The 12,656-nt window shown below is 40.5% G+C and carries 11 protein-coding genes and 1 pseudogene; 7 read left to right on the plus strand and 5 right to left on the minus strand.

Annotated features, from left to right (window positions below):
• Positions 1-6: 6 nt before the first annotated feature.
• Entirely contained in the window at positions 7-2,400 is a 2,394-nt protein-coding gene (locus AC55NX_RS08865) for a response regulator (RefSeq protein WP_496995390.1), read from the minus strand.
• A 165-nt stretch (positions 2,401-2,565) separates the two neighbouring features.
• Positions 2,566-3,726, minus strand: coding sequence for an acyl-homoserine-lactone synthase (locus tag AC55NX_RS08870; RefSeq protein WP_496995391.1), 1,161 nt, complete (start codon positions 3,724-3,726; stop codon positions 2,566-2,568).
• 254 nt (positions 3,727-3,980) lie between these two features.
• Here AC55NX_RS08870 and cmk point away from each other — a divergent pair, with 254 nt between their 5' ends.
• From cmk to pyrF, 6 genes are all read left to right on the plus strand, one after another.
• Entirely contained in the window at positions 3,981-4,664 is a 684-nt protein-coding gene (gene cmk / locus AC55NX_RS08875; RefSeq protein WP_496995392.1) for a (d)CMP kinase, read from the plus strand.
• Positions 4,665-4,781: 117 nt separating this feature from the next.
• Positions 4,782-6,452 carry a 30S ribosomal protein S1 gene (gene rpsA / locus AC55NX_RS08880; RefSeq protein ID WP_496995393.1) on the plus strand — a complete coding sequence of 557 codons (1,671 nt, stop codon included), beginning with the start codon at positions 4,782-4,784 and terminating at the stop codon, positions 6,450-6,452.
• An 86-nt stretch (positions 6,453-6,538) separates the two neighbouring features.
• Positions 6,539-6,823, plus strand: a complete 285-nt coding sequence (gene ihfB / locus AC55NX_RS08885) for an integration host factor subunit beta (RefSeq protein WP_496995394.1) — start codon at positions 6,539-6,541, stop codon at positions 6,821-6,823.
• 136 nt (positions 6,824-6,959) lie between these two features.
• Entirely contained in the window at positions 6,960-7,244 is a 285-nt protein-coding gene (locus AC55NX_RS08890; protein ID WP_496995395.1) for a LapA family protein, read from the plus strand.
• A gap of 9 nt (positions 7,245-7,253) precedes the next feature.
• A complete protein-coding gene (gene lapB / locus AC55NX_RS08895; RefSeq protein ID WP_059120485.1) occupies positions 7,254-8,423 on the plus strand; it encodes a lipopolysaccharide assembly protein LapB in 1,170 nt (389 codons plus the stop codon).
• Positions 8,424-8,483: 60 nt separating this feature from the next.
• Positions 8,484-9,182, plus strand: coding sequence for an orotidine-5'-phosphate decarboxylase (gene pyrF, locus AC55NX_RS08900; RefSeq protein WP_496995396.1), 699 nt, complete (start codon positions 8,484-8,486; stop codon positions 9,180-9,182).
• Positions 9,183-9,306: 124 nt separating this feature from the next.
• On the opposite strand, the gene miaE is transcribed toward pyrF, so the two are convergent.
• Both miaE and AC55NX_RS08910 read right to left on the minus strand, forming a co-directional pair.
• Entirely contained in the window at positions 9,307-10,077 is a 771-nt protein-coding gene (gene miaE / locus AC55NX_RS08905; RefSeq protein WP_496995397.1) for a tRNA isopentenyl-2-thiomethyl-A-37 hydroxylase MiaE, read from the minus strand.
• Between the two features lie 73 nt (positions 10,078-10,150).
• A complete protein-coding gene (locus AC55NX_RS08910) occupies positions 10,151-10,912 on the minus strand; it encodes a DNA repair protein (protein ID WP_496995398.1) in 762 nt (253 codons plus the stop codon).
• A 300-nt stretch (positions 10,913-11,212) separates the two neighbouring features.
• Between AC55NX_RS08910 and cysB the strand changes: the two genes are divergently transcribed.
• Positions 11,213-12,187 carry an HTH-type transcriptional regulator CysB gene (gene cysB, locus AC55NX_RS08915; protein ID WP_496995399.1) on the plus strand — a complete coding sequence of 325 codons (975 nt, stop codon included), beginning with the start codon at positions 11,213-11,215 and terminating at the stop codon, positions 12,185-12,187.
• A 28-nt stretch (positions 12,188-12,215) separates the two neighbouring features.
• On the opposite strand, the pseudogene AC55NX_RS08920 reads toward cysB, so the two are convergent.
• A pseudogene (locus tag AC55NX_RS08920) lies at positions 12,216-12,534 on the minus strand (alanine dehydrogenase); the annotation flags it as partial.
• Between the last annotated feature and the right edge of the window lie 122 nt (positions 12,535-12,656).

A 12,656-nucleotide genomic window follows, 5' to 3' on the forward strand; every position in this document is an offset into this window, starting at 1 on the left:
AGCAGACTATAAAGTGTCTATCGTATTAGTTTGGGGCTTTGGTGTTATCGCTTGAAGACTATCCTCCTCCAACCATTTGAGTACGGTTTGTTGTAATAACTGTTTGGTCGTGGGTTTAATCAACCATCCATCCATCGTTCTTTTTATCTGAGCAATTTCATCTTCACCCGATTCTCCGGAAAGAGCAAGAATCGGTAGCGTCGGGTGAGTTTCTTTAATAATTGTACATGCCTTCAAGCCATCCATGACCGGCATTTGAACGTCCATAAAAACAATATCAATAGTGTTATGGTGAACCATGTCAACAGCTTCCTTCCCGTTTTCAGCTTCATAAACGGTAAAATGAAGGGATTCCAAATAGAGTTTTGCGAGTGCTCGCTGTGTTGAATTATCATCAGTAACCAACGCGATTCTCTGTTTCTGACTTGCAGATACGGTATGAGCTGATTGCAACAGTTCAGGTGTCGGTGCTTCTGCCACATCAATTTTTGGTTGTGCAAGTTGCTCCTCTTGTTTGATGTGAGGAAAGGTGAGGGTAAACCTTGTATATTCACCGTAAACTGATTGGCACTGAATATCACCACCGAAGAGCTTCATTGCTCTTTTGCAGTAGCTTAAGCCTAAGCCACTGCCACCTTTTTTCTGGTAGGTGAAGAATTCATCAAAGATTCTATGTACAATTTGTGGTTCAATACCCGGGCCGTAGTCGGTAAAAGTAAGTTTATTGTATTCATCACCAGCTTCAAGAGACAGTTCAATTTTACTATCAGAATAATCATCAAAATAATAAATTGCATTCCTTAATAAATTAAAAATGATAAAATCAAATAAGGTTTTATTAACATGAACTTTAAAATCAATATCTGACTTGATTTTCACTCGATCTTTCGTTTCTTCTGATTCGTAAGCAAAATCATTAATAGCAAAATTCAACAGTTCTGTAATTGAAAATGTCGCCATATTTTTATGATTGATCAGAGTTTGGTTCACTTCTCTTAAAATGATATCAATCAACTGATTACCATGTTGGACTGCATCGATACCTCGCTGAATTTCATTTTTAATCTCTGTTGAAAGAGACATGTTAGAACTAAAATTCGCTAAGTTTTCTAAGTGAAGTTGTACTTGAGCAAGAGGATTTCTCATCTCATGTGCTATCGATTTAGCCATTGCCTGAGATTGGTTAATACGAGACTGATAGTTAATATATATTTGAGAATTCTTTAAAAGTTTTTGAAGAGCATGTATTTCTTCATTTGAGTATAAAGAACCATCATTTTTATGGGGAGACATGAATAGTTGTGAAACGGATTTCTCTGCATCATACAATGGTATTATTACAGCACTTCGATCCTTAGACATTTGTTCATGAATTTTTCGAAGATTATAATTATCGCTATTACTAATGTGTTGCTCTATTTCTTCTATAAGTAAAGGTGATGAGTGATGAAGCAGATAATTAGTATATATTCCATAGTGTCGAATATTATCATTTAAAGTAATATCATCTTTAGATAAGTTTAAAATTTGGGCTAATCGATCTATTGCTTGAGAAATAGATTTTTGAAAGTCAGCATCAAGAGATGATATTTTTTCACTAGGTGGAGTCGAATCGTTATATATAATTAAGCTAATAATTTGGGCTGAAGTGCTCCATGTCTTTTGCCAAGTAATACCACATAGTAAACACCAGAGGGATATGAATATAACATAATGTTCATATGATTCATGATAAAAAATAACTATAGGAATCACATAAATCAAAGTAGAAATAATAGCTGTCAATGATATATAATATAAATAGCGCCAGCTATAAAATCGATGACATAGTACGGCATATCCCATTAATAGTAGTTCACTAATTGCAAGAGCAGGAGGAAGCCATGTTAGAGAAAAATCATGATAGATATAAGTAATTAGGATGTGTATTAATACAGTAGATGTCATGAATATGACCATTCCAATAACCATATAAGTTGATTTTAATCTTTTTAAGTTATCCCCTTTAAAGCTTAAATATAGTAAATTGAAGAATGATAAAGAAGTAAAAATAATTGATGTAGAGAAAAAAATTGCTGTCAATGAACCAAAATGGATTGTAAAATCACTTGGTGCTCGTATTGTTACACCAGTGACTGTATCTTCGGTGAATATATTTGCGTAAAGTGAATATAAAGTTGCGACAAGAAGTAAACTGAATTGCCAAAAATGAATCTTGTTATTTTTCCGTGACGATCTTAATCTACAAGAGAAATGAAAGGCAGAAGAATATGACATATAAGAAGCTATATTAGCGGTCTTTGCTATAATAATAGCACCTGTTTCTCCATATTCTACAAGCCATCCCGTATGGAAGTAGGCGTTTGTCAATACCCATAATATAACAAAAAAGGTATACATAACATATGGATAATATATAGTTCTTAGTGTATGCCAGTTATTTTTTATAGAATAATGTAAAAAATAGATAAGCCAAAGAAGACATAAAATAGATATGCTTAATAGAAGAAGCGCCTTAGGGTATGATACCTGATGAATTATGTGTGTTATCAACAGAAGTTCTCCCTATCTCTTTCTTTGTTTGATAATAAGTGATTTATATTTTTTGTAATTACAGTTGGTTAGCTCGCCTAAGAGGGAACTATTAAGTAAAAAACCTTGGTAAGTAACAGCACCGTCGACAATATCATAACAGCTTTTTTTCAAATAGCATATGCTATCTAGTGCATCATATAAGTGCAGTAGAGCTTGCTGCTCAATGATAGTTAATGAAACAGCCTTTCCATATTTGATTAGTTCTCTCATTAGATACTTTTGCCCTACATATAGAAAAAACAATCTCATGTGATTTGAGCCGCTTGTTGAAAACCTTAAAATTTCACAAATTGCGTTTGTATCCTTGATGCACTGAGAGAACGCTAGTTCAGAATTATAATCGGTAAATTGAATAATTTGGGGGTGAAATATCCCCGTGCTATATAAGTTCATCCCTATATCTGCCGAAAAACAAGAGAGCCATCCATTTCCTTGAAAAAATGGATCGAATGTTAACCAAGTTTCCCGCTCATGCCAGTGCTGGATGAGGGCTGTAGAAACAAGCAGTGGATATGGGGAGTTTTTCGTGTGATAGAGAATGAAATGACTGCCACGTTGCGACAGATAAAGGCAGAACAGCATTTCATACCACTTTTGCTCGATGATGAAAACATCAAGATTAATTAAGCTTATAGCATCGACAAGTGTCAGGGCTGTATGGCTATGCAATGTTAAAAAGAGCCGCTGATCAGTTTCAATACGATCTACTATCTCAGACTGATAGCCGTATTCTTCTATTGGTGGCGAAGAGCAGGAAGTAAACGACACTGTCTGGCTCCGTTGTAAAATAAGAAAGCGTTCATAAGCGGCCCAACAGGCAAGTATATTGCCAAACCTTTTTATCGCGATTATTTCTACATCATGCCAAAATTGGGGAATTGTTGAGATAGGAAAATTCAGGATATGTTGGATAGCCAGAGGGTGTTCAAAAAGCGCAGCTAAATTACCATGGGCAAGTTCTGGATAGATACGCGTAATATCTTGCTTTCTTCTATTGACTAGTTCATTAAACCCAGAAAACTCAGATGTATTTTGTAGTTGTAATCCAATTTCTATGAACAAGTTGTCGAGATGTTGTTGATTCCAGATTCTGTTGTCTGTTTGATAATGCCCTAACGTTGTTGAATGCACTGTAACCTGCCTTAAAATTTATGGAAAGCATATGCTTATCGTTATGCTACCACCGAGACTCTAATGATTCGAGTTGCTTATTGATAGTTTTAAATATTTTTGTGATGAATTTTTTATTATCTAAATGTTGTGAAAAGTAATAAGGATATGGAAGATTTAAAATCCCCTATGGCTCCTGAGCCGTTGAGTCTTTATAATGCGGCACCGGCAAGGTGCGGATTTTAGCCGCAATCATTTGAATAGTGGAGTAAGACATGTCTTCTTATACACCGGTGATTACCGTTGATGGACCGAGTGGCGCCGGGAAAGGTACACTTTGTATGTGTATCGCTAAAACGTTGGGGTTTGATCTGCTTGATTCCGGCGCACTGTATCGTGTACTGGCTCTGGCTGCGATTCATCATGGTGTTGATACCGAATCTGAAGATGCTTTGGTACCTTTGGCAACGCATTTGGATGTTGAATTTATTGCGGAAGGGGATTTGGTCAAAGTCATTCTGGAAGGTGAGGATGTTTCCGGAGAACTCCGTAAGGAAGAAACGGGCATGGCAGCCTCTAAAGTTGCCGCGTTTCCCAGAGTGCGGGAAGCGCTCCTTCGACGTCAGCGTGCGTTTATCAAAGAGACTGGACTCGTTGCCGATGGTCGAGATATGGGGACAATTGTTTTCCCTGATGCGGAAGTCAAAATATTCTTGGATGCCAGCTCAGAAGAGCGGGCAAAAAGACGCTATAACCAGTTGCAACTTAAAGGGCTTGATGTTAAATTTGATGACCTTTTAAGCGAAATTCGTGAACGTGACGAAAGAGACCGAAATCGTCCCGTTGCGCCACTGCGTCCCGCTGATGATGCATTGGTTCTTGACTCAACGTCTATGTCTATCGAGCAGGTTCTCGAAACATCGCTACAGTATATTAAATCTAAACTGGCAGTTCGCTAGCAGTTTGCTAAGTAATGGCCAGTGCAGAACGTCGGTCTCAAGGATGATGATTGGCGAAATTCATAACCCCACGCGGTAGGATACCCGTGGAAGTTTAATATTTTGAAGATGAAATAAATGACTGAATCTTTTGCTCAACTCTTTGAAGAGTTTCTAAACGAGACTGAATTCCAGACTGGTACCATCGTTAAGGGTACTGTTGTTGCTATCGAGAACGGTTTTGTTCTTGTTGATGCAGGTCTGAAGTCTGAATCTGCAATCCCTGCTGAACAGTTCAAGAACGCTGCCGGCGAACTTGAAGTTGAAGTCGGTTCTGAAGTCGATGTTGCACTGGATGCGGTAGAGGACGGTTTCGGTGAAACTCAACTTTCTCGTGAGAAAGCGAAACGCCACGAAGCTTGGATTGTTCTTGAGAAAGCATACGAAGAAGCTGAAACTGTCGTTGGTATTATCAATGGTAAAGTTAAAGGCGGTTTTACTGTTGAACTCAACGGTATTCGTGCTTTCCTTCCTGGCTCTCTGGTTGACGTTCGTCCAATTCGTGACACCGCTCACCTAGAAAATAAAGAGCTAGAGTTCAAAGTTATTAAGCTAGATCAAAAACGCAACAACGTTGTTGTTTCTCGCCGTGCTGTTATCGAATCTGAAAACAGTGTTGAGCGTGATGAGCTGCTTGAAACACTGCAAGAAGGCACAGAAGTTAAAGGTATCGTTAAGAACCTGACTGACTACGGTGCGTTTGTTGACTTGGGTGGTGTTGATGGTCTTCTGCACATCACTGATATGGCTTGGAAACGCGTTAAGCATCCATCTGAAATCGTCAACGTTGGTGACGAAATCTTAGTGAAAGTGCTTAAATTCGACCGCGATCGTACACGTGTATCATTAGGCCTGAAACAGTTAGGTGAAGATCCATGGGTAGCAATCGCAAAACGTTACCCAGAAGGCCACAAGCTGACTGGTCGTGTAACTAACCTGACTGATTACGGTTGCTTCGTTGAAATCGAAGAAGGCGTTGAAGGTCTGGTTCACGTTTCAGAAATGGATTGGACGAACAAGAACATCCACCCATCTAAAGTTGTCAACGTCGGTGACGAAGTTGAAGTGATGGTTCTGGATATCGATGAAGAACGTCGTCGTATTTCTCTGGGTCTGAAACAGTGTAAAGCCAACCCATGGCAACAGTTCGCTGAAGCTCAGGCGAAAGGCGACAAAGTTACAGGTAAGATCAAGTCTATCACTGACTTTGGTATCTTTATCGGTCTGGATGGCGGCATCGATGGTCTGGTTCACTTATCTGATATCTCTTGGAATGTTCCTGGAGAAGAAGCGGTTCGTGAATACAAGAAAGGCGATGAAATCTCTGCTGTTGTTCTTGCTGTTGATGCAGAGCGTGAACGTATTTCTCTTGGCGTTAAGCAAATGGAGAATGACCCGTTCAACGCATATGTTGCTGACAACAAAAAAGGCACGCTAGTAAATGGTACTGTTACTGCAGTTGATGCGAAAGGTGCTACAATTGAACTAGAAGATGGCGTTGAAGGTTACATCCGTGCTTCTGAAGTATCTCGTGACCGTGTTGAAGACGCATCTCTCATCTTGAGCGTTGGTGATAGTATTGAAGCGAAATTTACTGGTGTAGACCGTAAGAACCGCGTTATCAATCTATCTGTTAAAGCGAAAGATGAAGCAGAAGAGCAAGAAGCAATGGCTTCACTGAACAAGCAAGAAGAAGGCGCGTTCGGTAATGCTATGGCAGATGCTTTCAAGGCTGCTAAAGGCGAATAATGCAATTCGCAAAAAAGGAGCCGGTTTGGCTCCTTTTTTTTAGTTAGGATTTTGATGCTGATATTGCAAATAAGAAGAGGGAAACTATGACGAAGTCTGAATTGATTGAAAGATTGTGCGCAGAGCAAACTCATCTGTCCGCGAAAGAAATCGAAGATGCCGTAAAAGATATCATCGAACATATGGCAACATCGTTGGAACAGGGAGACAGAATAGAGATTCGAGGCTTTGGCAGTTTCTCTCTGCATTATCGTGAGCCTCGCACTGGACGTAACCCGAAAACAGGTGAAAAAGTGGAATTGGATGGTAAATATGTCCCTCACTTTAAACCTGGCAAAGAGCTCAGAGAGCGTGTTAATAGTGCGATCTGATTTTTGCAAACGAATCTGTGCGGCATATCATTCGATATGCCGTTTTTTTGAATACGATATTATCAATTATCATGGTATGGATGGTGATTTTCTTGCATAATCAGGGGTGCCAATAACTGATGCAGGTTTGCCCATTATGAGAGTCCTAAAAATCATTTTTCTTCTCGTTCTCTTCCTTGTTGCCTTAGCTCTGGGCGCTCAAAATCAAGAAGTTGTCACGTTCAACTATTTATTAGCAAAAGGTGAATTTCATTTATCTTGGCTTTTGGGAGCAGTTTTTGTCGCTGGTTTTGCCATAGCGTGGCTTATTTTTGGCAGTTTGCATCTCAGAGCAAAACTACAAATTCGTCGTTTGAATAAGCAACTGAGCAAGAGTGAAACTCAGCGTCCGGTTGCAAAAGAGAAACTGAATATCGGATAATATAGCTCGATGTTAGAAATACTCTTCTTGTTATTGCCGATCGCCGCTGCCTATGGTTGGTATATGGGGCACCGTAGCGCTCAGCAGGACAAGCAGAAACAATCCCACCAAATCTCCCGTCAATATGTCACGGGGCTTAACCTGCTGTTATCTGATCAATCGGATAAGGCGGTTGATCACTTTATCGAATTACTCCAAGTCGATGATGAGACGATTGATACGCATTTAGCGCTCGGTAACTTATTTCGTTCTCGAGGCGAAGTAGATCGAGCGATTCGGATTCACCAGAACCTGATCTCTCGCTCAGGGTTGACGATCGATCAAAAGAATCTCTCGCTGCAACAACTGGCAAAAGATTATATGGTTGCCGGATTTTTGGATCGAGCAGAGCGCATTTTCGAACAACTCATTGAAGAGCCTGAGCACCGAGAGTCTGCGTTAATTCAATTAACTTCGATTTATCAGCAAACCCGGGAGTGGATGAAAGCAATAGAATGTGCCCATGCCTTGGTTAAACTTGGCCGTAAAAAGATGCGTAAGAGTATTGCTTACTTTTGGTGTGAGCTTGCAGCGGACGCACAATCGATGCGTGATGACATGAAAGCGATACAAATATACAAAAAAGCGCTATCGGAAGATCCGAAATGTGTCAGGGCAAGTATTGGTCTAGGAAAGCTTTATTTAGAGAAAGAAGATTATCGGAATACAATTCGTTATATGGAGATGGTGCTTGAGCAGGATGTTGATTATGTTGGTGAAATTTTACCGACACTTGCTGAGTGTTATCACCGTTCCGGTCATGAACAGGGACTGATTGATTTTTTAAGGAAATGTATTGCCCATCAAGCGGGTGCCTCAGCTGAATTGATGCTAGCCCAGTTGGTCGCTCACCATGAAGGTGTGGGGGCCGCGCTAGATTTACTGACGAAACAACTGGTGAAAAATCCGACTATGAAGGGCTTTTACCGATTGATGGATTATCATTTAGCGGAAGCTGAAGAAGGGCGGGCGAAAAAAAGTTTATCGGCATTGCAAAGCATGGTCGGTGAACAGATGAGAATAAAACCTTATTATCGCTGTCGGAAATGTGGCTTCTCTTCTCACTCATTATATTGGCACTGTCCATCGTGTAAGAGTTGGGGAGAGGTTAAACCGATTCGGGGTTTAGACGGAGAGTAAGGATCGCTCTTGAAACGAGAATTCGATTGATTGAAGATAAAAATAAACAAAGGAGAAAAAATGAGCGAGCCAAGAGTCATTGTTGCACTGGATTATGATAATCAAGCCGAAGCGTTGCGTTTTGTTGATCAAATTGATCCACAGCGTTGCCGTTTGAAAGTCGGAAAAGAGATGTTCACGTTATTTGGGCCTGATTTTGTTCGTGCATTACATCAACGTGGCTTCTCTGTTTTTTTGGACCTGAAATTTCATGATATCCCCAATACTTGTGCTAAAGCGGTCAGAGCTGCGGCTGAACTTGGTATCTGGATGGTGAATGTCCATGCCAGTGGTGGCGAACGGATGATGACTGCTGCTCGGGAAATACTCGAACCTTATGGTGCAGATAGACCGATATTGATTGGTGTTACGGTCTTAACCAGTATGTCTCAACATGACTTGGCTGATATCGGGTTAAATGTGTCACCTCAAGAGCAAGTGTTTCGGCTTGCGACATTGACCAAGAATTCAGGGCTGGATGGTGTTGTATGTTCTGCTCAGGAAGCTCGTCAGCTCAAAGAGCAATTAGGTCAGTCATTTCAGTTAGTGACGCCAGGGATTCGCCCGGCAGGAAGTGATGTTGGTGATCAACTGCGGATTATGACGCCTCAGGAAGCGATTTTAGCCGGTTCTGATTATTTGGTTATCGGCAGACCGATTACTCAAGCACAAGAACCAGCAGCGATTCTGGAGAGTATTAATCACTCACTCCATCTATAAATGAGTGGATTGTTCTGTTTACGGCAAGATTGATTTTATGGGACAGGGGCTTTTAGCTCCTGTTTTTGCGTATCTATTTTTTAACATCTATTCATGGTGAGCGGAAAATTCTGTCAGCAGTAGTTCAGCAGGGGATACCACTGTGGAATCTGAAGCGAGAGTCGGGAGAGAGAATCAGTTCTGCTTCGGCTTTTCCTATCGTATCGATCCGTTTAGAAATATCTTGATGAGCAATTTGCTGGGCCAGTGTTAAGTAGTCCTGATAGTGACGGGCTTCTGAACGTAATAAAGATATATAGAACCTCGCTATATCGTCATCCATGTGTGGGGCGAGTTTGGCAAAACGCTCACATGATCGCGCCTCAATGTAGGCACCGATAATTAATTTATCGATGAGAGCATCTGGTTCATAGGTTTTTACCTGTGATAATAGTCCTTTTGCATAACGACCGGCTGGAATATTCTCATAGGCAATTCCTTTTTTCTCCATTATCTCGAGTACTTGATAGAAGTGATGGAGCTCTTCTTTGATCAGTAAAACCATTTTATCGATTAAATCTTGGCTGTATGACGAATGAGCTTTTGCCATGATTGTTTTGGAGAGTTGGCTTTTGCCTTTCAATTCAATGAGAGAGCCTAATTTGCGATAAGCAAAATCTTCATAAGGTTGAAACCATGCAAGCAGAGCTGATGCACTTGCCGTATCGACTGCGTACTTACGGATGAGATACATTGCAGATTGTCCGGCCTTCAATTCACACAAAAGATGATCAATCAGAATGATCTTTAAATTTTCTGGCTTTTTTGCCTCGTTAATCCACGCTTCGGGGGTTTCACATTGTAGAAAATTATGAATAGGTTGGAGTAATTGCTGATACTGGTCGTTACTGGTCATGGTTCTTAAACTTAAAAAGGTCGCCAGAGCGACCTGTCATTAATAGATAAAATTCAAATAAAGAAGGAGGTGGCTACCATTTTTTCTTTTCACCGAAGAGCGCTTCCATATCGTCATCTCGCTCTCGATCGCCCTGACTTTCAACGGACGTTTTCTTCTGTTGACGTTTGTTCTCAAGTTCATCGTACATGGCTTGCAGTTTTTCCCGCGCTTGATTTGAATAAGCATCATTTTTTGTACTGAGCACATCGATACCTTTCTTCAAGAGTTGAATCGCCGTTCCCGGTTGCCCTCGAACAATCGACTCATTGGCCCGTTTTATGACATTCTCAATATTGATTCGTATCTGAATCATTTCCAAACGCGCATTCTCTGTCACATATGACTGAGTATCTAAACGCCCTTTATTATGCTCACTGCGAATCGTATCTCTCAGGCGTTTTACGAGCTTGAGCATTGTAATCGCTTGTTTATCATTGGTTGGCGATTTGAATGTTGTACTGTCCTGATTCGGATGATTTTCACGCAGATTTTTTATTTGTCCTTGCATGTTTTCGATACGATGTGCCAGTTGTTTATTTTTGGGGTCCAGCTCATGCATATTTTGTAGCGAATCTAGAATTCGATTATTCAAACACAGCAACAAGTCCTTACTGTAAGGGACATGGTGGGCGTTACCAATTAGATCCTCGGTGGCATCAATGATTGCGACATAACGAGTAGACTCGTGTTTTCTTGCTGTTTCAACTTTGACCTTATACTGCAACATAATGTTGTAGCCTAAAATCAGAAGGAGCAATACGCCAACCAAGGCAATGATTAATCCTATACTCATAGTTCCTGCATCAATCCGTACATCGTGAATTCAACCAGTCGAAGGATTCAAGAGGCATAGTCCTTGACGGTAAGTTCGTATAGCATAATAAAATTTATCGTGTTCTACCAATGAATCCCCCATTATTCTTTAATAGATCACTTAATTATTCAGTGAATGAGGCTCCAACTCGCAGAAAAGTTCCAATTATTTTCCAACTTGCAGCCAAAAAAGGGTATAAATTCTCCTCATTAAGCATTATAACTAATGATTATATAAAATGCCTAAGTTTGTAATTTGCTGCAGAAATACGGGGTTGACATGAAGCTACAGCAGTTAAAATACATCGTGGAGGTAGTGAATCATAATCTGAATGTTTCAGCTACAGCCGAGAGTTTGTACACATCTCAACCGGGAATTAGTAAGCAGGTTCGTTTACTTGAAGATGAGCTTGGGATTCAGATATTTGAACGGAGCGGTAAACATCTGACTCAGGTGACTTCTGCCGGGGAAGATATTGTTAAAATTTCACAGGAGATTCTGTCCCGGGTTGAAAGTATTAAAGCCGTTGCCAGTGAACATACTCACCCAGAAATGGGGACATTGAATATCTCAACAACGCATACACAAGCCCGTTATGCACTGCCGGATGTGATCAAAGGGTTTACCGCCAGATATCCTAAAGTTTCTCTGCATATGCATCAAGGAACGCCGAGTCAGATGTCAGAAGCGATTGCCAAAGGGATCGCTAACTTTGCGATTGCAACAGAAGCACTGCATTTGTATCAGGATGCAATCATGTTACCGTGTTATCACTGGAATCGTTCAATTGTAGTACCAAAAGGGCATCCTTTAGCACAACGCGATAAGTTGAGCATCGAAGAGTTAGCCACATATCCTTTGGTGACTTATGTCTTTGGTTTTACCGGACGGTCTGAACTGGATATGGCATTTGATCGGGTTGGATTGAGCCCACGAGTTGTATTTACAGCAACGGATGCAGATGTGATTAAGACTTATGTCCGGATCGGCATGGGGGTTGGGGTGATTGCCAGCATGGCTGTTGATAAAATGCGTGATGCAGATTTAGTGGCAATTGATGCCAGCCATATTTTTGGTTCGAGTACCACGAGTATCGGTTTCCGTCGAGGTACCTTCCTGCGCTCTTATATGTTTGATTTTATGGAACGTTTTGCACCTCATTTGACTCGCCCTGTGGTGGAGCAGGCAATTTCTCTCAAGTCGAATCAGGAAATTGATGAAATGTTTAAGGACATTCAATTACCTGTCCGCTAATAATAGAGATAGTTTTATTCTTGATTCAGTCGTCAGTTTGTGGAAAATTTGGTGCAAGGTGTAAATAAATCGATAATATTTGCCCTTTTGGTAGTTTTTCACGTTTGACGTTCAGAGGTTTTTGACCTTTACAATCATGCCTGCTTTCGCAAATATATCGTCAGCAGTAGGAAGAATGGATGCGCCTACGGTGATGTCATTCTCGTCAGAGAAGCGGATGCCAATATTGGTGTTCGTTTCAACATAGTATTGGTGACCTTGAGATATCGCTTCTCTTATACATGGGATGATGTCATACCGGTATGGTATTGATGACGTTTGATTTCTTTCGGTATGCCAATCATCATCCTGACCCCTTATTTGTATTTGGTTGTATTCACTGGGTGTTTGTATAATATATCGAATATATGACTTATTTTAGTCCTGTAGTTTGAGATATTTTGTGTTAAAAAATTGTTGTATGTTTTTG

This window comes from Vibrio rubrogenes (genome assembly GCF_059641415.1).

Coding starts and splice junctions, on each gene's coding strand:
- miaE (WP_496995397.1), bottom strand. CDS start 10,077: ATGACCAGTAACGACCAGTATCAGCAATTACTCCAACCTATTCATAAT.
- lapB (WP_059120485.1), top strand. CDS start 7,254: ATGTTAGAAATACTCTTCTTGTTATTGCCGATCGCCGCTGCCTATGGT.
- AC55NX_RS08910 (WP_496995398.1), bottom strand. CDS start 10,912: ATGAGTATAGGATTAATCATTGCCTTGGTTGGCGTATTGCTCCTTCTG.
- AC55NX_RS08865 (WP_496995390.1), bottom strand. CDS start 2,400: ATGTATACCTTTTTTGTTATATTATGGGTATTGACAAACGCCTACTTC.
- AC55NX_RS08890 (WP_496995395.1), top strand. CDS start 6,960: ATGAGAGTCCTAAAAATCATTTTTCTTCTCGTTCTCTTCCTTGTTGCC.
- pyrF (WP_496995396.1), top strand. CDS start 8,484: ATGAGCGAGCCAAGAGTCATTGTTGCACTGGATTATGATAATCAAGCC.
- cmk (WP_496995392.1), top strand. CDS start 3,981: ATGTCTTCTTATACACCGGTGATTACCGTTGATGGACCGAGTGGCGCC.
- ihfB (WP_496995394.1), top strand. CDS start 6,539: ATGACGAAGTCTGAATTGATTGAAAGATTGTGCGCAGAGCAAACTCAT.
- rpsA (WP_496995393.1), top strand. CDS start 4,782: ATGACTGAATCTTTTGCTCAACTCTTTGAAGAGTTTCTAAACGAGACT.
- cysB (WP_496995399.1), top strand. CDS start 11,213: ATGAAGCTACAGCAGTTAAAATACATCGTGGAGGTAGTGAATCATAAT.